Below are 24,629 nucleotides of genomic sequence, written 5' to 3'. Positions count from 1 at the left end.
TTGCATCAGATAATCTCGAACTGCATCACGAGATTACCAGAAAAAAGCCGACCGCAAGGCCGGCTTTTTGGCTTACATCACCAGGCGGCGAATGTCGGCCAGCGTGTTGTTGATGATGGTGATAAAGCGCGCACCATCAGCACCGTCAATCACGCGGTGGTCGAAGGAAAGAGACATCGGCATCATCAGACGCGGAGTGAACTCTTTACCATTCCAGACCGGCTCGATAGCAGACTTGGAGACACCCAGGATGGCCACTTCCGGCGCATTAACGATTGGCGCGAAGTGAGTCGTCCCGATACCGCCCAGGCTAGAGATAGTGAAGCAACCGCCCTGCATTTCGCCAGCAGTCAGCTTGCCATCGCGAGCTTTCTTAGAAATAGCCATCAGTTCGCGGGACAGCTCAGAGATGCTCTTCTTGTTCACATCTTTGAAGACCGGAACAACCAGACCGTTTGGCGTATCAACCGCCACACCGATGTTGATGTATTTCTTCAGCGTCAGCTTCTGGCCGTCTTCTGACAGGGAGCTGTTGAAGCGAGGCATTTGCTCAAGAGCAGCAGCTACCGCTTTCATGATGAACACGACAGGCGTGAACTTCACGTCCAGCTTGCGCTTGGCAGCTTCGTCATTCTGCTGTTTACGGAACGCTTCCAGATCGGTGATATCCGTTTTGTCGAAGTGCGTAACGTGCGGGATCATCACCCAGTTACGGCTCAGGTTCGCACCAGAGATTTTCTGGATACGGCCCAGTTCAACTTCTTCGATTTCACCAAACTTGCTGAAGTCAACTTTCGGCCATGGCAGCATGCCAGGCAGACCGCCGCCCGTTGCCGCAGCCGGTGCAGTTTCTGCACGCTTAACAGCATCTTTCACGTAAGTCTGAACGTCTTCGCGCAGGATACGACCTTTACGGCCAGTCCCTTTCACTTTCGCCAGGTTCACACCGAACTCACGCGCCAGACGGCGAATCAGTGGGGTGGCGTGAACGTACGCGTCGTTTTCAGCGAATTCAGTTTTGCCGGAGGCCTGCGCAGGTGCCGCAGTTGGTTTCTGAGCTGCTGCCACAGGAGCCGGAGTTGCTGCTTCTTGCTTAGCAGCAGGAGCTGCTGGTGCAGCGCCTTCCACTTCAAAGACCATAATCAAAGAACCGGTAGACACTTTGTCGCCAGTGTTGATTTTGATTTCTTTTACAACGCCTGCGAACGGTGCCGGGACTTCCATAGAAGCTTTGTCACCTTCAACGGTGATAAGAGATTGCTCTGCTTCTACTTTGTCGCCAACTTTAACCATAATCTCGGTAACTTCTACTTCGTCACCGCCGATGTCTGGCACGTTCACTTCTTTAGCCGCAGCTGCTGCCGGAGCGGCCGCTGGCGCTGCTTCTTTCTTCTCTTCAGCCGGAGCTGGTGCAGCTTGCGCTGCACCTTCGGCGGATTCGAAAATCATAACCAGTTTGCCGGTTTCAACTTTGTCACCAACCGCAACTTTGATCTCTTTGACCACGCCTGCTTGCGGAGAAGGGACTTCCATTGAAGCCTTGTCACCTTCCACGGAGATGATGGACTGGTCAACTTCAACCTTGTCGCCCACTTTCACCATGATTTCGGTCACTTCAACTTCGTCTGCACCGATGTCCGGTACCTTGATTTCGATAGCCATTTTATTCTTTACCTCTTATGCCAGACGCGGGTTGACTTTATCTGCATCGATGTTGAATTTGGTGATAGCGTCTGCCACCACTTTCTTATCGATTTCGCCACGTTTAGCCAGTTCGCCAAGTGCCGCAACAACCACATAAGATGCGTCCACTTCAAAGTGGTGACGCAGGTTTTCGCGGCTGTCTGAACGACCGAAGCCATCAGTACCCAGTACGCGGTAATCGCTTGCCGGGATGAAGTTACGGATCTGCTCAGCGAACAGTTTCATATAGTCAGTAGATGCCACTGCTGGTGCATCACTCAGAATCTGAGCAACGTACGGTACACGTGGTTCTGCAGTTGGGTGCAACATGTTCCAGCGCTCACAGTCCTGGCCATCACGCGCCAGTTCAGTGAAGGAAGTTACGCTGAACACATCAGAGCCAACGCCGTAATCTTTAGCCAGGATCTGTGCTGCTTCACGTACGTGACGCAGGATAGAACCGGAGCCCATCAGCTGAACTTTACCTTTGCTACCTTCAACTGTTTCCAGTTTGTAGATACCTTTACGGATGCCTTCTTCCGCGCCTTCTGGCATGGCTGGCATGTGGTAGTTTTCGTTCAGCGTAGTGATGTAGTAGTAAATGTTCTCTTGCGCTTCACCATACATACGCACCAGGCCGTCATGCATGATGACTGCAACTTCGTAAGCGTAAGCTGGATCGTAAGAGATACAGTTAGGGATAGTCAGAGACTGAATATGGCTGTGGCCATCTTCATGCTGCAGACCTTCACCGTTCAGAGTCGTACGACCGGAAGTCCCGCCGACCAGGAAGCCACGCGCCTGTTGGTCACCCGCTGCCCAGCACAGGTCGCCGATACGCTGGAAACCGAACATGGAGTAGTAGATGTAGAACGGGATCATTGGCAGATCGTTGGTGCTGTAAGAGGTCGCAGCAGCCAGCCAGGAAGAACCTGCGCCCAGCTCGTTGATACCTTCTTGCAGGATCTGGCCTTTCTCGTCTTCTTTATAGTAAGCAACCTGCTCACGGTCCTGCGGGGTGTACTGCTGGCCGTTCGGGCTGTAAATACCAATCTGACGGAACAGACCTTCCATACCGAAAGTACGCGCTTCATCGGCAATGATTGGAACCAAACGGTCTTTGATAGACGGGTTCTTCAGCATTACGTTCAGGGCACGAACGAAAGCGATAGTGGTGGAGATTTCTTTGTTCTGCTCATCTAACAGAGAGCTGAAGTCTGCAAGTGTTGGCAGTTCCAGTTTCTCGGTGAATTTAGGCAGACGAGTCGGCAGGTAGCCGTTCAGTTTTTCGCGCTGACCATGCAGATATTTGTACTCTTCGCTGCCTTCTTCGAACTTAATGTATGGCAGTTTTTCGATATCAGCATCAGCAACAGGCACATTGAAACGGTCGCGGACATAACGCACGCCGTCCATGTTCATTTTCTTAACCTGGTGCGCGATGTTTTTACCTTCGGCAGTTTCACCCATGCCATAACCTTTAACGGTATGAGCAAGGATGACAGTTGCTTTGCCTTTGGTTTCTTGTGCATTTCGCAGTGCAGCGTAGATTTTCTTCGGATCGTGGCCGCCACGGTTCAGTGCCCAAATCTCATCGTCGGACATATCTTTAACCAGTGCAGCAGTTTCTGGATAACGACCGAAGAAGTGCTCGCGAACGTATGCACCGTTTTTGGATTTGAAGGTCTGGTAGTCACCGTCAACGGTTTCGCCCATCAGTTGCAACAGTTTGCCGCTGGTATCTTTACGCAGCAGTTCGTCCCAACGAGAGCCCCAAATCACTTTAATCACGTTCCAGCCAGCACCCGCAAAGATACCTTCCAGTTCGTTAATGATTTTGCCGTTACCGGTTACTGGGCCATCAAGACGCTGCAAGTTACAGTTGATGATGAAGCACAGGTTGTCCAGTTTTTCACGGGTAGCGATGGTGATCGCACCTTTAGATTCTGGCTCATCCATTTCACCGTCGCCCAGGAACGCATAAACGCGTTGTGCGGAGGTGTCTTTCAGGCCACGGTGTTCCAGGTATTTCTGGAATTTAGCCTGATAGATTGCACCGATTGGACCCAGACCCATAGATACGGTCGGGAACTGCCAGAATTCAGGCATCAATTTCGGGTGCGGATAAGAGGACAGACCATTACCGTGAACTTCCTGACGGAAATTGTTCATCTGGTCTTCGGTCAGGCGGCCTTCAAGGAAAGCACGTGCGTAAACGCCTGGGGAGATGTGGCCCTGGAAGTACACCAGATCGCCGCCATCTTTCGCATTGCGTGCGCGGAAGAAGTGGTTGAAACACACGTCATACACGGTTGCAGAAGACTGGAAAGAGGACATATGGCCGCCCAGATCGAGGTCTTTTTTAGACGCACGCAGGACGGTCATGATGGCGTTCCAACGGATAGCAGAACGAATACGGCGTTCCAGCTCCAGATTCCCCGGGTATTCCGGTTCATCTTCAACGGCGATGGAGTTTACGTACTGGCGGGCTGCAGAACCTGCTGCGACTTTAACTCCACCTTTACGGGCTTCGCTCAGTAACTGATCAATCAGGTACTGTGCGCGCTCAACACCTTCTTCACGGATGACCGATTCGATCGCCTGTTGCCAGTCGCGAGTTTCGATCGGATCCACGTCATTTGGGAAACGTTCTGACATGGGTGGTATTCCTTATCTGTGTCTAATACGTTGATTATCTGGAACCTGTCCCATTGTGCTTTCCTTGGAAAAACACAATAAGACAGGTTCTGCGTTTAGTTGCCGCGCTCTAAAAATTGGCGCTTTTGAGAACCTGAAATTTCAGACTCTTATTCCTTACGTTGCTGTAAGCGCCGCAGAGAACGTTCTCGACGACTCTGTTCGCGGCTGCGATCCAGCAATATTTCTTCGATAAATGCCAGGTGACGGTGCGACGCTTCGCGCGCCTGCTCCGGCTGGCGAGCCATAATCGCCGCAAAAATGCTGGCGCGATGGCTGCTCACTTGCGCCAGCATTTCACGGCGCGCATAGAGCAATTCAAAATTCTGACGAACGTTTTGTTCGAGCATCGGTGACATGCAGCGCAACAAGTGTAGTAGCACAACGTTGTGGGCGGCTTCCGTCACGGCGATTTGATACTGCATAACCGCATCGGACTCAGCGTCCAGGTCACCAGATTCTTGCGCTTGTTGAATAGCAAAATGGCAGTCGCCAATACGTTTGAGATCTTCGTCCGTACCACGCAATGCCGCGTAATACGCCGCGATACCTTCAAGTGCGTGGCGGGTTTCGAGCAGATCAAACTGGGATTCAGGATGGTCAGACAGCAGTTCGACCAGCGGGTCGCTTAAACTTTGCCAAAGACTGTTCTGGACAAAAGTACCGCCGCCCTGACGACGAAGCAGGAGTCCTTTCGCTTCGAGACGCTGAATGGCCTCGCGCAGTGAAGGACGAGAAACGTCGAATTGTTTCGCCAATTCGCGTTCTGGTGGGAGTTTTTCGCCGGGACGCAAGGTTCCCTCGAGGATGAGAAACTCCAACTGCTGCTCAATCACATCGGATAATTTTGGTTGGCGGATTTTGCTGTAGGCCATGTGTTCCCTGTTTCTGCCATTAGCGCTTATGCCCTTCAAACTTGAAATTATTCGGGCAAAGTCAATTGGTATGACCAATTTCACATTCTTGACGCTAAAGTAACAAAGTATTCACCTTCTGTCCATATTGGTTTTGATTGAAATCATTAAACCCGGCACATTTTAACAACATTACAGAAATGACGTTTCAAAGTTGTAACCTTGCACAAATGTCACATTTACTCACATGCAGACGCATTTAACTTTTACGAAACAGCAAAAAGTGCCTTTTCTTGCAAATTGAACCGATTCATCAGTTTAAAATATGAATATTAATTCAACGATCTCGCTTAAATTGAAGAAATAACATGCGAAATAAATAACGTGATCGATCTGACGATTGATTTCTTTTTATTCAACTCGTCACGACAAGAATAGAAAGCAGGTGCAAACACTGGCGCTTACCACTATTCTTTGCGCTGCGGAAGTCTGGTTTGCAAAATACTGGAATTAAAAACCGTAAAATAAAGACTACACATTACGGAATCACAAACTTACAGAGGCGCGTTCAGCGCCCTGAATATGACCACATGAGGTTAAACGATGGAACAAGGCGACACGCTTAAACGCGGCCTTAAAAACCGCCATATACAGCTCATCGCGCTGGGTGGAGCAATTGGGACAGGCCTGTTTCTTGGCAGTGCGTCTGTTATCCAGTCCGCCGGACCAGGGATTATTCTTGGTTATGCGATTGCAGGCTTTATTGCCTTCTTGATCATGCGCCAGTTAGGCGAAATGGTCGTTGAAGAGCCTGTGGCAGGTTCATTTAGCCACTTTGCTTACAAATATTGGGGTGGTTTCGCCGGTTTCGCTTCTGGCTGGAACTACTGGGTGCTGTATGTATTAGTTGCCATGGCAGAATTGACCGCCGTCGGTAAATACATTCAATTCTGGTATCCGGAAATCCCAACCTGGGCTTCTGCTGCTGTCTTCTTTGTCGTGATCAACGCCATTAACCTGACTAACGTAAAAGTGTTTGGTGAGATGGAGTTTTGGTTTGCCATCATTAAAGTCATCGCTGTTGTTGCCATGATTGTGTTTGGTGCCTGGTTGCTGTTTGGCGGCCATGCTGGCCCACAAGCGACCGTGCGTAACCTTTGGGAACAAGGCGGGTTCTTGCCACATGGCTGGACCGGGCTGGTAATGATGATGGCCATTATCATGTTCTCCTTCGGTGGACTGGAACTGGTGGGCATTACTGCTGCCGAAGCCGATAACCCGCAGGTCAGTATTCCTAAAGCGACCAATCAGGTTATCTACCGTATTCTGATTTTCTATGTGGGCTCCCTGGCCGTTCTGCTGTCTCTGATGCCGTGGACTCGCGTTACCGCTGATACCAGCCCATTCGTACTTATCTTCCATGAACTGGGTGATACTTTTGTCGCAAACGCGCTCAACGTGGTCGTGCTGACCGCCGCACTGTCCGTTTATAACAGCTGTGTTTACTGCAACAGCCGTATGCTGTTTGGCCTGGCTCAGCAAGGCAATGCGCCGAAAGCATTCCAGAAAGTCGATAAGCGTGGCGTTCCAGTTAACACCATCCTGGTTTCTGCGCTGTTCACCGCGTTGTGTGTATTGATCAACTACCTGGCACCAGCAGAAGCCTTTGGCCTGCTGATGGCTCTGGTAGTCTCTGCCCTGGTGATCAACTGGGCGATGATTAGCCTTGCGCACATCAAGTTCCGTCGTGCAAAACAGCAACAAGGCGTGAAGACTCGCTTCCCAGCGCTGTTCTACCCGATGGGTAACTACCTCTGCCTGCTGTTTATGGCAGCAGTGCTGGTTATCATGGCAATCACCCCTGGCATGGCCATCTCCGTATGGCTGATTCCGGTTTGGGTTGTGATCCTCGGCATTGGTTACTTCATCAAACAGAAGAACCTGAAAAGCGTAAAAGCGTAATTCTCTCTTCTGCTAAAAGCGCCCCGATCGAGCCTTCGCTCATCGGGGCGCTTTGTTATCTGCCTCACATTTCACCCTCGACGGCAGGATCGTCCATCTCTGTGACGGTTCTCTGCTGTGCAATTCCGACTTATTCTGCCAATACTCTTGTCCATATACTGGTCAGGAGCATTTCCAATGGAAAGCGGCAAATTATCAATTAAAGAAAAGATTGGTTACGGGATGGGTGATGCCGGGTGCAACATTATCTTTGGCGCCATTATGTTGTTTGTTAACTATTTTTATACCGATATTTTTGGACTCGCCCCAGCGTTAGTGGGGGTTATGCTACTTTCCATCAGGGTGATTGATGCGATAACCGACCCTATTATGGGCGCCATTGCGGACAGAACTCAGACCCGATGGGGGCGTTTTCGTCCATGGATTTTATGGATGGCGGCACCCTTTGCCTTCTTCAGTTACCTGATGTTTACCACACCTGACTGGGCTTACAGCAGCAAAGTTATCTATGCCTTCGTCACTTACTTCCTGCTCTCATTAACCTATACCGCAATCAACATTCCCTATTGCTCGCTGGGAAGCGTGATTACCAACGATCCAAAAGAACGCGTGGCCTGCCAGTCGTATCGCTTTGTGATGGTTGGCATTGCGACGCTGATTCTTTCGCTTTCCCTGTTGCCGATGGTTGATTGGTTTGGCGGCGGCGACAAAGCCAAAGGTTATCAGATGGCAATGGGCGTTCTGGCGGTACTGGGCATGTGTATGTTCCTGTTCTGCTTCTCCACCGTCAGAGAGCGTGTTCGTCCGGCAGTACCAAGCAATGACGATCTGAAAGCTGATCTGAAAGATGTGTGGAAAAACGATCAGTGGGTGCGCATCCTGCTTCTGACGCTGTGCAACGTCTGCCCTGGTTTTATCCGTATGGCGGCAACCATGTACTACGTCACCTGGGTCATGGGCCAAAGCACCAGCTTCGCCACCTTGTTTATCAGCCTCGGCGTAGTCGGCATGATGGGCGGCAGTATGCTGGCGAAAGTGCTGACCGACCGCATCTGCAAACTGAAAGTGTTCTTCTGGACCAACATCGTCCTGGCGATTTTCTCCAGCGGGTTCTACTTCCTCGACCCGCATGCCACCACGCTGATTGTGGTGATGTACTTCCTGCTCAACATCCTGCACCAAATCCCATCGCCGCTGCACTGGTCGCTGATGGCTGACGTTGATGACTATGGCGAGTGGAAAACCGGTAAACGCATCACCGGCATCAGCTTCTCCGGTAACTTATTCTTCCTGAAATTAGGGCTAGCGATTGCTGGCGCAATGGTTGGCTTCCTGCTTTCATGGTACGGCTACGATGCCGGAGCTAAACAGCAAAGTCCTGAATCAATTAACGGTATTGTGATGTTGTTTACCATCATCCCAGGCGTTGGATACCTGATTACCGCAGGCGTGGTGCGTCTGTTAAAAGTTGACCGTGAAATGATGCAACGTATTCAGGCAGATCTTGAAAAGCGTCGCACCAACTACCGCGAATTGAATGAATATCACGACAGCAAACCTGTTGAAGCCAAACTTTAAGGAAGCGTTATGAACCAGGAGCAATGGCCTAATCCCTTTATTGAACAGCGTGCTGACCCGTTTATTTTGCAGCATGGAGATGGTTACTACTTTATTGCGTCAGTGCCGGAGTATGACAGGCTTGAGATTCGTTACGCGCCAACATTGAATGAGTTGCCCAATGCGCAGCCCTCCGTGGTGTGGCGCAAGCCCGAAAGCGGCCCCATGAGTAAACTGATTTGGGCGCCGGAACTGCATCATATCAACGGCAAGTGGTACATCTATTTTGCCGCGACCCATACGCAAGAGCTGGATAAGTTAAATATGTTCCAGCACCGCATGTTTGCGCTGGAGTGTGCGGATGCAGACCCGCTCACCGGGAAATGGGGTGAAAAAGGTCAGGTGAAAACGCAGTTCGACAGCTTCTGTCTTGATGCCACCACCTTCAATCATCAAGGCAAGCAGTGGTATTTATGGGCGCAGAAAGACCCTGACATTGCCGGTAACTCGAATATCTATCTGGCCGAACTGGAAACGCCGTGGGCTATCAAAGGCACGCCTGTGATGTTGAGTAAGCCCGAGCTAGACTGGGAATGCAGAGGCTTTCTGGTTAACGAAGGTCCAGCAGTGGTGGTTCACGGCGATAAACTTTTCGTCAGCTATTCAGCCAGCGCCACCGACGAAAATTACTGTATTGGATTGCTGTGGATAAACCTGAATGCTGACCCAACCGACCCAGCAAACTGGCATAAATCATCACAACCTGTCTTTACTACCAGTTATGAAAACAAGCAATTTGGCCCAGGCCATAACAGCTTTACCAAAAACAAAGATGGGAAAGATGTGCTGGTGTATCACGCCCGGAATTACACCGAAATTGAAGGCGATCCCCTCTATGACCCGAATCGGCATACACGCATGAAAACAATCGAGTGGGATGAAAATGGTATGCCGGTATTTGGCATACCGCCTGCAGACAACCGCTAAAATCTTTATCAGTCCCTTCCAAACGGAAGGGATTTTTTTGGTTTGAAGTAACCAAAATTGGAGTGATTTCTGTTAGACCAATTTATTCTTGTTATGTGACAACTTTCTCAATCAGTAAAAAACATAACTCCCAGAGCAAATATCACAATAGCGTAATAAACCACCAGTCCATAGAGTGAATAAATAACACACTCAATGCTGGAGAAATAAAATGAGTACAGCAAGGAAACTCTCCGTTGCCGAAAAAATTGGCTTCGGTATGGGCGATGCCGCATGCGGAATAGTTTATTCCTCAGTCACCATGTTTTTAACGTATTTCTATACTGATATTTACGGGCTATCCGCTGCTGCAGTGGGAATAATGTTCCTGGTTACCCGCGTGCTTGATGCAATTACCGACCCACTTACCGGATTAGTTGCTGACCGGGTGAGAACACGCTGGGGGCATTTCCGACCATGGCTAATTTGGTTTGCAATTCCTTATGCGGTGCTGGCGGTATTAACCTTCACCACACCGGATTTTGGTGAATCAGGAAAGCTGCTTTATGCTTATATTACCTATACGTTATTAATGCTTTGCTACACCTTTATTAACATTCCGTATTGTGCACTGGGTGGCGTGATTACCACCGATGAAAAAGACCGTTTATCAGCCCAATCTTATCGCTTCACTATTTCATCACTCGCCGGATTAGTTGTTTCTGTCGCAACATTATTTTTAGTCGACTGGTTGGGTAAAGAAAATAAACAATTCGGCTTTCAGGCAACCATGGCGATTATGGGAACACTCGCCGTCATCATGCTATTTTTCTGCTTCTTTAGCACCTCTGAACGTGTTCGCCCAAAAGTTGAAACCAACAGTAGTATGATGGATGACCTGCGAATTTTGCTGGCGAATGACCAGTGGCGTATCGTGGCAGTGATCACCTTTTTCTCAAGTATGGCAGGCGTAATGCGCAGTGCAGCAACATTGTACTACGCCACTTACCTGATGCTCGGCGGTATCGAAAGTGCTGCTGGAACCGCGATGAAATCCGCATTTGTTTCCACAAGTGTGGTTGGCACTATTATCGGCAGCATCGCCGCAGGTTATTTGGCACAACGCTATCGTGCTGTATCGTTATTTAAAAATATTAACTTATTGCTGGTTGTTATCGGTGTGGTGATGTTCTTTGTTCCACCAACCTGGCTTGCCGTCGTTTTCCCACTTTATTTCCTGGTGGGATTCTTCCATCAGATGTATCAACCTTTCAAATGGAACATGATGGCTAATGCGGCAGATTACGGCGAATGGAAGTTTGGTCGACGAATTACAGGGTTATCGTTCTCCGGAAACCTATTTGCATTAAAAATGGGCATGGCTGTTGCTGGGGCATTTGTCGGTTTCTCCCTCGGATGGTTTGGATATCAGGCGGGTAATCCAACGCAAACAATGCTTGCTACCAATGGTATTATTGGTTTATTAACCATCGGCCCGTCTATTTCCTATTTCATTCTTTACTGGCTAAGCCGCTTCTATACTCTCGATGATAAAATGATGAGTCAAATTCAGCGTGATCTCGCTCATCGTGAACAAGCCGAAGAAATAAACACCCCAGAAGTTACACCCGCTTTAATTTCCACAGGTGCTAATAATCATGGTTAAAATCACAACTCGCCCTGGATATTACAAAAACCCAATTCTCCATGCAGATTATTCAGATCCAGATATTGTACGCGCAGGCGATGATTTTTATATGGTTTCATCGAGCTTTAACCATTTTCCCGCGCTTCCCATTCTGCATTCGAAAGACTTAGTAAACTGGAAAATTATCAACCACGTATTTTCTCGCTTTGAGAACAATACTTACGACACCGTGCAACCGGGAAAAGGCGTCTGGGCACCGTCGGTTCGCTATCACGATGGTAAGTTCTGGGTATTTTTCAGCACACCAGATGAAGGCATTTTCATGTCGTGTACGGAAGATCCCCATGGAGAATGGAGCGCCCCACACTGCGTGAAAGCCGCGAAAGGTTGGATTGATCCCTGCCCGCTTTGGGACGAAGACGGGCGAGCCTGGCTGGTTCATGCTTTTGCCCACAGTCGCTCCGGGAAAAAACATCAAATGCAACTTATTGAGATGTCACCAGATGGCCGTTCACTGATAAGCGACGAGCAAATTATCTATGATGGTGCACTGGATCTGCCCACGCTTGAGGGGCCAAAGTTCTATAAACGCAACGGCTGGTATTACATTTTTGCTCCCGCAGGTGGCGTAGAAACGGGTTGGCAATGCGTACTACGCGCGCGAAACCTACAAGGCCCTTGGGAAACGCAAATAGTATTACAACAGGGAGAAACTCATGTTAATGGCCCGCATCAGGGCGGCTTTGTTGAACTTGAAAACGGAGAATGTTGGTTTGTCCATTTTCAGGATGCTGACCTCTACGGACGCATTGTACATTTACAACCCATGCGCTGGCAGAATGACGGGTGGCCAACTATCGGTGAAAAACAAACGCTGCATGGAACCTGGCAGCCCGTCATCGAACATCCACTCCCGTCGATTGCAACAAAGCAACAAGGCGCTGAACAGCCACAAACCAGTGATGATTTTACTGATGGAATTCCAGGACTACAGTGGCAATGGCAGGCTCATCCTCAGCAAAAATGGCTACAATCCGCCACAAATATGCTGGCACTAACCTGCCAGACCATGCCGGAATACCAGGGCGTGCAGGCGTTGTACGCTCAGCCAAATCTGCTACTGCAAAAATTCCCTGCACGTGAGTTCAGCGCAACCACCAGACTAGAGGCAGCTTTCGTTCAACCAGGTGAACTCTGTGGCCTGATAATTTACGGCGAACGCTACGCGGCGCTGGCGCTTGAGCAGTGTGAAGGAAAACGCAAAATTACTTTTATCTCCGCCTGGATGAGCGATACCGGGGTACTTCATCAACAACAACGTGATATTGCCGACTGGCCGCAAAACACGCCACTTTGGCTAAAGGTGGATGCGAAACCTGGCGGAATTTGTCATTTCTGTTTTAGCGAAAATGGTACTGACTGGCAAAGCGTCACGCCTTGTTTTGCTGCCGGAAAAGGTAAATGGGTTGGCGCAAAAGTGGGGATTTTCGCCGCTTCACGCCAGGCGGTTGCACAACCTGGCGTGGGTTTTTATTCGCACTTTACTATCGAGGTTTAAGTTTGAGATACCCGGTGGCGTAACGCTTGCCGGGAATCCCTTTAAATAAAGAGCATTAAACCAGAGTGCCGTAAATCGTCAGCAAGGCCACCACCACCAAAATCACCAATGACGTTTTCTTCGCCATCGAAACTGCGGCTTTCGGCGTTTTGATTTTATCGAGATGCGGTTCGCGTGCGAGTGAATACTGAGCCAGTTGCGTTAATACCTGATATTGCGAGGTATGCCTGTCCGCCAGTGAAGCAAACCACGCGGGCAACGCTCTTTCGCCGTGGCCAAGTAACGCATACGCAACGCCAAACAGGCGTACCGGGATCCAGTCCAGAATATGCAAAATGGCATCAATCCCTGAGTGCAAACGTTCTTGCGGGGAATGGTGGCGAGCAAGCCAGGTTTGCCACGCACGTAAGAAAGCATAGCCCGTAAGCGTGACCGGCCCCCACACACCGCCGACAATAAACCAGAAAAGCGGAGCCAGATAAAAACGGAAGTTAATCCACAGCAGCGCGTTTTGCAGTTCCTTCAGATATTCACGTTCGTCGCAATCTGGTGGGATCCCGTGAATAAGCGTCAGTTCGCTCGCCATCGCGTCGCGCGCGTGGCTGTCGTCATGACTCGCTGCCTGCAAATAAGCATGGTAATGCAGACGTACCTGGCCTGCGCCAATGCACAACACGCCAAGCGCAATCCAGAAAACTAATAGCGGGACATTAAAGAACAGGCCTTGAAGCGCGCGGATACACAGGAAAACCACCAGCATACATACAGCGGTCATCAGGATTGTGCGCATCAACGAAAAGTGTTTTACCCGCCGAAAAAGCGCTTCCAGACGGTGATCTAACTGCCAGTGTTCGCCAAGCTTGAACAGCCGCTCCCAAATCATCACCAGCAGTAATGTAAACAGCGTCATTTCATCTCCTTATTTGACGTTACCTCGACCGAATGGCGAAAACGCGCCCAGTCAAATGCAGGACCAGGGTCAGTTTTACGTTCCGGTGCAATATCACAATGTCCCGTCATATGATCAGCAATTGCCGGCCACGCGCGAACCAGGGTATCAGTAATCGCAGTAAGCTGTTGATATTGCTTATCAGTATAGGGCAGCGTATCGGTGCCCTCCAGCTCAATACCAATGGAAAAATCGTTGCAGCGCTCGCGCCCCTGATACAAAGAAACACCAGCATGCCAGGCTCGCTTATCAAAAGGAACATACTGCACGATTTCACCATCACGGCGAATAAGACAATGCGCTGAAACTCGCAGATGCGCGATACCCGCGAAGTACGGATGAGCTTCAGCGTCCAGCTTTCCAGTAAACAACGCATCAATCCATGGCCCACCAAATTCACCTGGCGGCAGACTGATGTTATGCACCACCAGCAGCGAAGGTGTTTCATCCTCCGGTCGGCAATCGAAATGTGGGGAAGGAACGTGCTTTACACCCACCAGCCAGCCGTTTTTTAGCTGCATTCGCGGTCTCCTTAGAGTGGTACTTGAGGTCGCATCAATGTAGCATGTTTCGACATTAACTAAGCCATTTCGGAGTTTTATCATGCCACCTCGCCGTTACAACCCTGACCGCCGACGTGACGAGCTTCTCGAACGTATTAACCTTGATATTCCAGAAGCCGTTTCCCAGGCTCTGCGCGAAGATCTCGGTGGTGATGTTGACCCCAATAACGATATAACCGCGCAATTGCTGGATGCTGAACATCGTTCTCATGCCGTTGTAATCACCCGTGAAGATGGCGTTTTCTGTGGTAAGCGCTGGGTCGAAGAGGTCTTTACTCAGTTAGGAGGCGACGTAAAAGTGGTCTGGCACGTGGAAGATGGCCAGACAGTAACTGCCGATCAGCCACTTTTTGAATTGACCGGTCCGTCACGCGTGCTGTTAACCGGCGAGCGTACTGCGTTGAATTTTGTGCAAACACTCTCGGGCGTTGCCAGCGAAGTACGAACTTATGTCGACTTGCTGGCAGGAACCCAAACGCAATTGCTTGATACCCGAAAAACCCTGCCAGGGCTGCGAACTGCACTGAAATACGCCGTATTGTGCGGTGGCGGAAGCAACCACCGTCTCGGGCTATCGGATGCATTCCTGATTAAAGAAAACCACATCATCTCTTCCGGCTCTATCCGTCAGGCAGTAGAAAAGGCTTTCTGGTTCCATCCGGATGTTCCTGTGGAAGTCGAGGTTGAATCGCTGGAGGAGCTGGAACAAGCGCTGCACGCCGGAGCGGACATTATCATGCTCGATAACTTCACCGTTCAGGATATGCGCCAGGCTGTTGCAATCACTCAAGGTAAAGCGCAGCTGGAAGTTTCCGGTAACGTCACCAAAGAAACTATCCGTAAATTTGCCGAAACTGGCGTCGATTTTATCTCGGTTGGCGCACTGACCAAGCATATCCGCGCACTCGATCTCTCCATGCGTTTCCGCTAATTCCTGACAGGCAGAGGACGTAAAAAAAACTCTGCCTTTTTCTTCTTCTTTCGTCACTGCTCGCATTTTCTTTGTGACTTCCTGCAAACCTATTAAAACCCCTGGAACCCTGCTTCCTGATACCTGAAATCGCCCTCGCCTGAGTGATTTAAACGGAGCAAAGTGCCGCCATCTCAATCAGGAGCGGCACATGAACAAACAACAAGGATTCACACTTATTGAGCTGATGGTCGTCATCGGCATTATTGCGATTCTTAGCGCCATTGGTATTCCTGCGTATCAGGGTTACTTACGCAAAGCTGCGCTCACCGACATGTTGCAAACCTTTGTCCCTTATCGCACTGCGGTAGAGCTTTGTGCGATTGAACGAGGGGGAATCAGTGAGTGCGATGCCGGCAGCAATGGTATTCCCTCGCCGAAAACCACGCGCTACGTGAGCGGTATGAGCATTGAACAAGGCGTTATCACACTTACAGGACAAGAAAGTCTGAACGGGCTCACCGTTTCGCTAACTCCTCGCTGGAGTGATGCGGAAGGTGTGGAAGGTTGGTCACGAACTTGTGCAGCAACCAACGGTGGTTCCCTCCAACAAGCATGCGAAGAAGTGTTCCGCTTTGATAACAATCAGGCGGTAAATTAAACCATGATCAATCAGCAGATCCTCGCACTCTGTAACCAGTATCAGGCGTTATTGCTTGCAGAAGATCCAGCGCTACATATCGCTATTGCCCCTAACCCACCGGCTCAGTTCTTTGAAGCTTTACGTTTCATCTGCGATAAACCGGTCAACGTCGAATACTGGCCGACTGAGCAACTCGAAAAAGCCCGGCATTCACGACTACCCACCAGCCCGGATGAACCGCAAGAAAACACAGCGCCAGTTGTACAACTGCTCGAGGAAACGCTGCTAAAAGCGATACAACTGAGAGCATCAGATATTCACTTTGAGCCCATGGAGCAAGGGTATCAGATTCGTTTTCGCGTCGATGGTGTGTTGCAATTGCAGCCCCTGCTGCCCACGCATCTGGCGGCACCACTAACCGCACGGCTAAAAGTTCTAGGTAATCTTGATATCGCGGAGCGTCGACTTCCGCAGGACGGGCAAATGGCGATAGAAATTGAGCAACATAAATGTTCATTTCGCATCGCAACCTTGCCGGTCTATCACGGCGAAAAAGTTGTCTTACGTTTAATGTCACAGACAGAACAAACTTTTGAGTTAACGCAGTTGGGCATGTCGTCTGACGACTGCACCCGATTTCAGCGTGCGCTTGCCAATCCACAAGGCATGATTCTGGTCACTGGCCCCACAGGAAGTGGAAAAACCATCACGCTTTACAGCGCTTTGAAAATCCTCAACCAGATATCGAGCAATGTGTGTAGCGTTGAAGACCCGATAGAAATCCCGATGCATGGGCTTAATCAAACGCAAATTAACAGTAAAGCGGGGCTGAGTTTTCAGAGCGTGTTACGCGCATTACTGCGCCAGGACCCGGATATCATCATGGTGGGTGAAATCCGGGATGGAGATACCGCAGAGATAGCTATCAAAGCCGCGCAAACCGGGCATCTGGTGCTTTCAACGTTGCATACCAATTCCACGGCTGAAACAGTCGTGCGACTTGAACAAATGGGCGTCGAGCGCTGGATGCTGGCTTCTGCGTTAAACATCGTGGTGGCACAACGATTAGTACGTAAACTCTGTCCCCACTGCAAGCAGCAACTCCCTGACGACATCATGCTTCCCTCAACACTTTGGGGAAATGCTCTGCCCCATTGGCGGGCGGTTGGCTGCAAAAGGTGTTATTGCGGTTTCTACGGTCGAAGCGCTTTGTTTGAAATACTCCTTGTCGACCCTTCTCTACAATCAGCGATCGCTCGGGGCATTTCTGCAACCGAGATCGAGACCCTGGCACGCAAACTCGGTATGAAAACCCTTTTCGAACGTGGCTGCGAGGCTGTAGAACAAGGACTCACGACAATAGAGGAGCTATACCGGGTACTTGGTGTTCCCCATGGCTAAGTTTGTTCTCTGGCGCTGGAAAGCCGTCGATCAGCATGGCCAGATGCAACAAGGCGCTTTGCTGGCTGATGATGTTGCCTCAGTTAGTGAGCAATTGCTTAATGCCAATCTTCAACTTTTGCAACTGCGAAAAACATCCAGTGTTCGCAGCGGTTGCTGGCATATTCAGCAAAAAATCCAGGTTTTTCGCCAACTCGCTACGCTGCTTCAGGCGGGAATATCATTATCTGACGGGCTGTTACTCATAGCCCAGCAGCATCCATTCGATGAATGGATGCTGCTGAAAGACCTGGAACAACGCGTATCTAACGGTATCCCCTTTTCCTCGGCATTACAGCAATGGCCGGGAGTTTTTCCCGCGCTATTTATCGCTCTGATTCATATTGGCGAGTTAACAGGGAAGCTGGATGAATGCTGTAAACGGCTGGCTGACCAGCAAGAAAAGCTCTACCGACTGCGCAAAAAAGTGATGAAAGCACTGCGATACCCACTGTTTATTATGGTAGTCGCGCTGGTAGTGACTGTCGGAATGATGGGTTTTGTACTGCCTGAGTTTGCCAATATCTACCGCTCTTTCAATGCTCCATTACCGGCAATTACGCTAGCTGTAATGGCTGTTTCGCATTGGGTAACGACGCAAGGGGTATGGTGGTTCCTGGCAGGTAGTGTACTCGTATCAAGTGGTTATTTTTTGCGAAAGAAAAAACCACACTGGCAAGAATATGAACAGAAACTATTGCTGCGTATTCCTCTTGTTGCCCCCCTTTGGCGAGGGCAAATTCTAAGTCAAATCTACACCACATTATCATTGGCTCAACAGGCAGGGATCCCGCTATTACAAGGCCTCGAAGCGGTTGAAAACACCCTAACGCAATTGATGTGGAAAAAGATTATCTCGCAGATAAGCGTCAAAGTGACTGAGGGTATTCCGCTTTGGCATGCGCTCTCACAGAGTGGATGCTTTACATCTTTGTGCTGCCAGCTTGTGCGTATCGGGGAGGAATCAGGAGCTTTAGATTTGATGCTGGAAAAACTCGCAACCTGGCATCATAGCCATACCGAAGAACTGGCAGATAACCTTGCCGCTGCTCTTGAGCCAATAATGATGTTAGTTGTGGGAGTGATCATTGGAACGCTGGTCATCGCGATGTATTTGCCGATTTTCCAGTTAGGAGATGCGATGAGTGCAGGATGACGGCGTGGACGAAGCCACGCCGACTATCGTCAATAGCTTAGAGGCTATTGAAAACTCGGTTTTCCTGCTCATTCACACGAATGAAGGTGGTGCGTTTGGTCAGCTCTTTCAAACGAGAAGCACCAACATAAGTACAGGCAGAACGCAGGCCGCCCAAAATGTCGCGAGCGGTGTTTTCTACAGGGCCACGCAATGGCAGCTTAACGGTTTTGCCTTCAGCAGCACGGTATTTTGCAACACCACCCACGTGGCGAGTCATTGCAGACTCGGAGCTCATGCCGTAGAACAGCATGAATTTCTCACCGTTTTCTTCAACGATTGTGCCGCCGCTTTCGTCATGACCTGCCAACATACCGCCCAGCATCACGAAATCTGCGCCGCCACCGAAGGCTTTAGCCACATCGCCAGGCATAGTACAACCGCCGTCGCTAACAATCTGGCCACCAAGGCCATGCGCTGCATCAGCACATTCAATAACAGCGGAAAGCTGCGGGTAGCCAACACCAGTTTTGACACGAGTGGTACAAACGGAACCCGGACCGATACCGACTTTGACGATGTCCGCGCCGGAAAGAACCAGCTCTTCGCACATTTCACCCGTCACAACGTTACCTGCACAGATAACTTTATTTGGCCACGCATCACGCGCTTTGGAAACGAACTGAGTGAAGTGCTCAGAATAACCATTTGCCACATCGATGCAGATAAATTGCAGCGCTGGGTTAAGGTTCAGAATTTGTTTGGTTTTCTCGAAATCAGCGTCTGATGTACCAGTTGAAACCATGACAAATTTCAGGATGTTTTCTGGCGTGGATTTCACGAAGTCGCTCCACTCTTCAAAAGAGTAGTGCTTATGAACGGCGGTGAGGATATCAAACGAAGCCAGTGCCTTGGCCATGCCGAATGTACCAACGGTGTCCATGTTAGCAGCAATGATCGGAACACCTGACCATGCAATACCGGAGTGTTTGAAAGTGAACTGGCGCTCAAGCTCTACATCAGAGCGGCTTTTCAGAGTGGAACGTTTTGGACGAATAAGAACGTCTTTAAAACCTAACTTCAAATCTTCTTCAATACGCATGTTGCAGATTCCTGGGTCGAATGGCGAAGGACGCGTGAACGCAATTGGTGATTTAGACACCAATTCCAGTGACGCTATCATACGCACTATTAATACCGCTGCAAGACTGCGAAAACAGTCTTTTTTACGCTACAATCGTTAAAATTTACCTAAGAAATGTGTAATCGCTTTAGGGTCTGGTTTTTATGGTTTATACGGTGGCATTAACGGGTGGGATTGGCAGCGGAAAAAGCACTGTCGCTGATAACTTTTCCCGATTAGGTATTACCGTTGTCGACGCGGATATCATTGCGCGCCAGGTCGTTGAGCCAGGACAGTCTGCCCTTAACATTATTTCTGAACATTTCGGTCCAGAGATCCTCTTTCAGGATGGCACTCTGAATCGCCGGGTTCTTCGTGAAAGAATCTTTTCTTCTCCAGCGGAAAAGCAGTGGCTTAATGCTTTACTGCACCCGCTTATTCATCAGCGAACCCAAACTGAAATCAACCAGGCACTATCTCCTTATGTACTATGGGTTGTTCCGTTATTAGTCGAAAATAATCTGCAACAAAAAGCCGATCGCGTTTTGGTCGTTGATGTGTCGCCAGAAGTGCAAATCGCACGTACTATTGCGCGCGATAAAGTCAGTCGTGAACATGCACAACAAATTATCGCTGCACAAGCGACACGCGAGGCACGTTTGAACGCTGCCGATGATGTAATTAATAATGATGGTGCCCCCGAAAAGGTGGCCGCACATGTTGACCGTCTGCACCGCCAGTACCTGGAATTGGCGTCGCAGGCCGCACAGCAGGAAAATGAATAATGAGCACCCAGATTCTTTTTGAGCACCCATTGAATGAAAAAATGCGTACCTGGCTGCGTATCGAGTTCTTAATTCAACAACTCGAAAGTTCATTACCGGTAGAGAACACTTCCAAAGCGCTACACTTCTTCCGCAACGTCGGCGATCTGCTGGATGTCTTTGAGCGCGGTGAAATTCGTACCGATATTCTTAAAGAGCTTGAGCGCCAGCAGCGCAAATTACTGAGTTGGGCGGAAGTTCCGGGTGTAGATATGCAGCGAATCGACTCACTGCGTAGCCAACTTAAAGAACATGGCAGCCTGTTAATGGCGGCGCCACGTTTAGGACAGGCTTTGCGCGAAGATCGTCTGATTGCCCTGGTTCGTCAGCGTCTTAGCATTCCTGGCGGATGCTGTAGCTTTGATTTACCGACATTGCATATCTGGCTGTATTCCCCGCAAGCACAGCGTGATGCACAGATTAATCAGTGGTTGGCGAGTCTGCAGCCGTTAAAACAATCTTTGAATCTGGTGTTGGATATTATTCGTAATTCTGCTCCATTCCGTAAGCAAACAAGCTTGAATGGTTTTTATCAGGATAACGGCGATGACGCCGATTTGTTGCGGTTAAAGCTGGATTTGTCTTGTCAGTTGTACCCGCAGGTATCTGGTCATAAAAGCCGTTTTGCGATCCGTTTCTTACCACTTGATAGCGAAAATGGGGTCATCCCCGAACGTCTTGATTTCGAACTTGCATGCTGCTGAGGAGCTAACGTGTCTGAATCCATTAGTGTAAATTGCCCTGGCTGCGGTAAAACAGTTATCTGGAATGAAACTAGCCCGTACCGACCATTTTGTAGCAAACGCTGCCAGCTGATTGATTTAGGTGAATGGGCCGCCGAGGAAAAACGAATTCCGAGCAGCGGCGATTTGTCAGACAGCGACGGCTGGAGTGAAGAAGACCTGCGTTAACGTTGCTGTCGTTCGTCAATGACTAGTTTGGTAATAACCGGTTCATTGGCTGGTGGAAAATCTGCAGCCACCAGCGCATTTTGCGCAATCCATTGACCCGGTTGTCCTTCTTTACCCCACGGCTCGCCTTCCCAACTTTCCACCAGGAAAAACCACAACGTGATATGCCTGTCCGGGAACTGATAGGCTAGTTTCTCAAACAGCGTAAATTCAGTCGCTGTAATACCTGTTTCTTCCTGAAGTTCACGGACTAACGCCTGCTCTGGCGTTTCACCCGCTTCGATTTTCCCACCGGGAAATTCAAGCTTGTTCGCCATATGAGCATCAGCGGCTCGCTGGGTAATAAAAATTTCGCTCTTAGGGTTACGGATAATGCCCACGGCGATTTCTAGTTGTTTCATTTTTGTGCAGGTGCTCCATATAAAAAAGGCGCAGCAAGCTGCGCCTTTATCGACAATTAAGTGCTTAGCTTAAACGGCCATGACACTGTTTGTATTTTTTACCGGAACCACATGGGCATGGATCGTTACGGCCCACTTTGCGTTCACCCGTTTCTGAAGCCAACTCTTGTGCGGCGATCGTCTCGTCATCCTGGTGACTCAGTTGCTGCATCTGCGCTAAACGCTCAGCTTCTTCTCGGCGTTGTTGCTCCATCGCTTCTACTTCTTCAGGCATACGAACCTGTACTTTGCTCAGTGTACTGATCACTTCATATTTCAGAGCTTCGAGCATAGATGCAAACATGGCGAAAGATTCACGCTTGTATTCTTGCTTAGGATCTTTTTGCGCGTAGCCACGTAAGTGAATACCCTGACGCAGATAATCCATGGCCGCCAAATGCTCTTTCCAAAGCGAATCAAGAGTTTGCAGCATGACGCCTTTTTCGAAGTGACGCATCATTTCAATGCCAACCACTTCTTCTTTACGCTTATACACTTCGATAGCGTTTTCCAAAATACGCTCGCGCAGTGTTTCTTCGTGCAGCTCAGGCTCTTTATCCAGCCACTCTTTAATTGGCAGTTCAAGATCGAAATCGTTTTTCAGACGCTCTTCCAGACCTTCAACATCCCACATTTCTTCCAGGGATTGTGGTGGAATATGCGCATCAATAGTCACTTTGAACACATCTTCGCGAATGCTGTTGATGGTTTCGCTTACGTCGCTCACATCCAGTAATTCGTTACGCTGGGTGTAAATGGCACGACGCTGATCGTTCGCCACATCATCATATTCAAGAAGTTGTTTACGGATATCAAAGTTACGGCTTTCAACTTTACGCTGTGCGTTAGCAATCGCTTTAGTAACCCATGGGTGTTCAATCGCTTCACCCGGTTTCATACCCAGTTTGCGCATCATGCCGGAGACACGATCCGATGCGAAAATACGCATCAGTGAATCTTCCATCGACAGATAGAAACGAGATGAACCCGCATCCCCCTGGCGACCAGAACGGCCACGCAACTGGTTATCGATACGACGAGATTCGTGACGTTCAGTACCGATAATATGCAGACCGCCAGATGCCAGAACTGCGTCATGACGAATCTGCCAGTCAGCTTTAATTTGTGCAATTTGCTCTGGAGTTGGGTTCTCAAGCTCAGCCACTTCTGACTGCCAGCTGCCACCCAACACGATATCCGTACCACGACCCGCCATGTTAGTTGCAATTGTCACGGCTGCCGGATAGCCGGCCTGAGCAACAATGCCTGCTTCGTTGGCGTGGAATTTGGCGTTCAGAACGTTGTGCTTGATACCCGCTTTGGTCAGTTCAGCAGAAACGACTTCCGATTTCTCGATAGAAATCGTACCCACCAGCACTGGCTGGCCATTAGTGGTACGTTCTTTAATATCTTCGATAATCGCCGCAATTTTATCCATTTCAGTCATGTAGACCAAATCTGGCATGTCTTTACGAATCATTGGGCGGTTAGTTGGCACAACGATGGTATCGAGTTTGTAGATAGAGCTGAATTCGAAGGCTTCGGTGTCCGCAGTACCCGTCATACCTGCCAGTTTTTCATACAGGCGGAAGTAGTTCTGGAAGGTAATAGAGGCCAGAGTCTGGTTTTCGTTCTGGATATCCACACCTTCTTTGGCTTCAACAGCCTGGTGCAGGCCATCAGACCAACGACGACCTTGCATGGTACGGCCTGTGTGCTCATCAACGATGATGACTTCGCCATCTTTTACGATGTAGTCAACGTCACGGGTGAACAATACGTGTGCGCGCAGCGCGGCAGTCACGTGGTGCATCAGCATAATGTTAGTTGGGGAGTACAATGACTCGCCTTCTTCCATGATACCTTCGCGTACCAGTAACTCTTCAACCAGTACCAGACCGCGTTCAGTAATGTTTACCTGACGAGATTTTTCGTCAACGGAGAAGTGACCTTCACCCTGGAAAGTATCTGAATCTTCTTTTTCCTGACGGATCAGGCTTGGGATGATTTCGTTTACTTTGCGGTACATCTCAGAGCTATCTTCAGCCGGGCCGGAGATGATCAGTGGAGTACGCGCTTCATCGATAAGGATTGAGTCAACCTCATCCACCAACGCATAGTGCAGTTTGCGCTGTACGCGTTCTTCAGGGCTGAACGCCATGTTGTCACGCAGGTAGTCAAAACCGTATTCGTTGTTAGTACCGTAAGTAATGTCTGCCGCATACGCTTCGCGTTTTGCCGGTGCAGGCATGCCAGGCAAGTTGATGCCGACACTCAGGCCAAGGTACTCAAACAACGGACGGTTGTTTTCCGCATCACGCTGGGCCAGATAGTCGTTCACGGTAACAACGTGAACACCACGACCGCTTAATGCGTTCAGGTATGCAGGTAGAGTTGCAGTCAGGGTTTTACCTTCACCTGTACGCATTTCCGCGATACAACGATCATTCAGTACCATACCGCCAAGAAGCTGTACGTCGAAGTGACGCATACCGAACACACGCTTACTTGCTTCCCGAACCACAGCAAAAGCTTCTGGGATCAGGTTTTCCAGCACTTCGCCTTTTTCTAGGCGCGCACGGAATTCACCGGTTTTTGCTTTTAATTCGTCATCGGAAAGCTTTTCAATTTCCGGTTCCATGCTGTTGATAAGAGTTACAACTTTACGCATACGACGTAGTGTACGGTCGTTACGGCTACCGAAAACTTTAGTTAATAATTTGATTAGCATAATAAATTCTCAAACGCCTACCGTCAGGGTAGAGC

At 49.4% G+C, this 24,629-nt stretch carries 20 protein-coding genes; 12 read left to right on the top strand and 8 right to left on the bottom strand.

All coding sequences use genetic code 11. From position 1 onward, the window contains the following. Positions 1-72: 72 nt before the first annotated feature. The 3 genes from aceF to pdhR form a co-directional block, all read right to left on the bottom strand. Positions 73-1,662 carry a pyruvate dehydrogenase complex dihydrolipoyllysine-residue acetyltransferase gene (gene aceF, locus GBAG_RS03045; RefSeq protein WP_034493409.1) on the bottom strand — a complete coding sequence of 530 codons (1,590 nt, stop codon included), beginning with the start codon at positions 1,660-1,662 and terminating at the stop codon, positions 73-75. Between the two features lie 15 nt (positions 1,663-1,677). Then, on the bottom strand, positions 1,678-4,341 hold the full coding sequence (gene aceE / locus GBAG_RS03040; RefSeq protein ID WP_034493408.1) for a pyruvate dehydrogenase (acetyl-transferring), homodimeric type: 2,664 nt from the start codon (positions 4,339-4,341) through the stop codon (positions 1,678-1,680). A gap of 149 nt (positions 4,342-4,490) precedes the next feature. Then, positions 4,491-5,255, bottom strand: coding sequence for a pyruvate dehydrogenase complex transcriptional repressor PdhR (gene pdhR, locus GBAG_RS03035; protein WP_034493407.1), 765 nt, complete (start codon positions 5,253-5,255; stop codon positions 4,491-4,493). Positions 5,256-5,837: 582 nt separating this feature from the next. Here pdhR and aroP point away from each other — a divergent pair. From aroP to GBAG_RS03010, 5 genes are all read left to right on the top strand, one after another. Next, positions 5,838-7,196 (top strand): aromatic amino acid transporter AroP, encoded by a 1,359-nt coding sequence (aroP, locus tag GBAG_RS03030; protein ID WP_034493406.1) that lies wholly within the window; start codon positions 5,838-5,840, stop codon positions 7,194-7,196. A gap of 177 nt (positions 7,197-7,373) precedes the next feature. Next, positions 7,374-8,774, top strand: a complete 1,401-nt coding sequence (locus GBAG_RS03025) for a glycoside-pentoside-hexuronide (GPH):cation symporter (protein WP_034493404.1) — start codon at positions 7,374-7,376, stop codon at positions 8,772-8,774. Positions 8,775-8,783: 9 nt separating this feature from the next. Further along, a complete protein-coding gene (locus GBAG_RS03020; protein WP_034493402.1) occupies positions 8,784-9,740 on the top strand; it encodes a glycoside hydrolase family 43 protein in 957 nt (318 codons plus the stop codon). Between the two features lie 211 nt (positions 9,741-9,951). Next, positions 9,952-11,385: a glycoside-pentoside-hexuronide (GPH):cation symporter gene (locus tag GBAG_RS03015; RefSeq protein ID WP_051873624.1), complete on the top strand. Its 1,434-nt coding sequence runs from the start codon at positions 9,952-9,954 to the stop codon at positions 11,383-11,385. Beyond that, positions 11,378-12,925, top strand: coding sequence for a glycoside hydrolase family 43 protein (locus tag GBAG_RS03010; protein WP_034493401.1), 1,548 nt, complete (start codon positions 11,378-11,380; stop codon positions 12,923-12,925). The genes GBAG_RS03015 and GBAG_RS03010 overlap by 8 nt, the downstream gene beginning before the upstream one ends. A gap of 55 nt (positions 12,926-12,980) precedes the next feature. On the opposite strand, the gene ampE is transcribed toward GBAG_RS03010, so the two are convergent. Both ampE and ampD read right to left on the bottom strand, forming a co-directional pair. Then, positions 12,981-13,835, bottom strand: a complete 855-nt coding sequence (ampE, locus tag GBAG_RS03005; RefSeq protein ID WP_034493399.1) for a beta-lactamase regulator AmpE — start codon at positions 13,833-13,835, stop codon at positions 12,981-12,983. Further along, positions 13,832-14,395, bottom strand: coding sequence for a 1,6-anhydro-N-acetylmuramyl-L-alanine amidase AmpD (gene ampD / locus GBAG_RS03000; protein WP_034493397.1), 564 nt, complete (start codon positions 14,393-14,395; stop codon positions 13,832-13,834). The genes ampE and ampD overlap by 4 nt, the downstream gene beginning before the upstream one ends. 82 nt (positions 14,396-14,477) lie before the next feature. Here ampD and nadC point away from each other — a divergent pair, with 82 nt between their 5' ends. The 4 genes from nadC (at position 14,478) to hofC (ending at position 18,586) form a co-directional block, all read left to right on the top strand. After that, entirely contained in the window at positions 14,478-15,368 is an 891-nt protein-coding gene (nadC, locus tag GBAG_RS02995) for a carboxylating nicotinate-nucleotide diphosphorylase (RefSeq protein WP_034493395.1), read from the top strand. Positions 15,369-15,558: 190 nt separating this feature from the next. Further along, the gene (gene ppdD / locus GBAG_RS02990; protein WP_034493393.1) at positions 15,559-16,008 is read left to right on the top strand and encodes a prepilin peptidase-dependent pilin; all 450 of its coding nucleotides are present in this window, start codon (positions 15,559-15,561) and stop codon (positions 16,006-16,008) included. Between the two features lie 3 nt (positions 16,009-16,011). After that, positions 16,012-17,391 carry a type II secretion system protein GspE gene (gspE, locus tag GBAG_RS02985; RefSeq protein WP_034493391.1) on the top strand — a complete coding sequence of 460 codons (1,380 nt, stop codon included), beginning with the start codon at positions 16,012-16,014 and terminating at the stop codon, positions 17,389-17,391. Then, positions 17,384-18,586 carry a protein transport protein HofC gene (gene hofC, locus GBAG_RS02980; RefSeq protein ID WP_034493389.1) on the top strand — a complete coding sequence of 401 codons (1,203 nt, stop codon included), beginning with the start codon at positions 17,384-17,386 and terminating at the stop codon, positions 18,584-18,586. Before gspE ends, hofC begins: the two co-directional genes overlap by 8 nt. A gap of 37 nt (positions 18,587-18,623) precedes the next feature. Here the strand turns inward: hofC and GBAG_RS02975 are convergent, their stop codons facing one another. Then, the gene (locus tag GBAG_RS02975) at positions 18,624-19,667 is read right to left on the bottom strand and encodes a GMP reductase (RefSeq protein ID WP_034493388.1); all 1,044 of its coding nucleotides are present in this window, start codon (positions 19,665-19,667) and stop codon (positions 18,624-18,626) included. A gap of 185 nt (positions 19,668-19,852) precedes the next feature. Here GBAG_RS02975 and coaE point away from each other — a divergent pair, with 185 nt between their 5' ends. From coaE to yacG, 3 genes are read left to right on the top strand one after another with little or no spacing between them, the layout of a single operon-like run. Then, positions 19,853-20,473 (top strand): dephospho-CoA kinase, encoded by a 621-nt coding sequence (coaE, locus tag GBAG_RS02970; RefSeq protein ID WP_034493386.1) that lies wholly within the window; start codon positions 19,853-19,855, stop codon positions 20,471-20,473. Beyond that, positions 20,473-21,216, top strand: coding sequence for a cell division protein ZapD (zapD, locus tag GBAG_RS02965; protein ID WP_034493384.1), 744 nt, complete (start codon positions 20,473-20,475; stop codon positions 21,214-21,216). The genes coaE and zapD overlap by 1 nt, the downstream gene beginning before the upstream one ends. A 9-nt stretch (positions 21,217-21,225) precedes the next feature. Next, a complete protein-coding gene (gene yacG / locus GBAG_RS02960; protein ID WP_034493382.1) occupies positions 21,226-21,423 on the top strand; it encodes a DNA gyrase inhibitor YacG in 198 nt (65 codons plus the stop codon). Here the strand turns inward: yacG and mutT are convergent. After that, positions 21,420-21,824 carry an 8-oxo-dGTP diphosphatase MutT gene (mutT, locus tag GBAG_RS02955; RefSeq protein WP_034493380.1) on the bottom strand — a complete coding sequence of 135 codons (405 nt, stop codon included), beginning with the start codon at positions 21,822-21,824 and terminating at the stop codon, positions 21,420-21,422. The genes yacG and mutT overlap by 4 nt on opposite strands. A 64-nt stretch (positions 21,825-21,888) precedes the next feature. Next, positions 21,889-24,594 carry a preprotein translocase subunit SecA gene (gene secA / locus GBAG_RS02950; protein ID WP_034493378.1) on the bottom strand — a complete coding sequence of 902 codons (2,706 nt, stop codon included), beginning with the start codon at positions 24,592-24,594 and terminating at the stop codon, positions 21,889-21,891. Positions 24,595-24,629: the final 35 nt, after the last annotated feature.

Origin of the sequence: Buttiauxella agrestis ATCC 33320, from assembly GCF_000735355.1 — a bacterium.
GTDB lineage: Bacteria > Pseudomonadota > Gammaproteobacteria > Enterobacterales > Enterobacteriaceae > Buttiauxella > Buttiauxella agrestis.
This window is presented reverse-complemented; position numbering and strand designations above follow the sequence as displayed.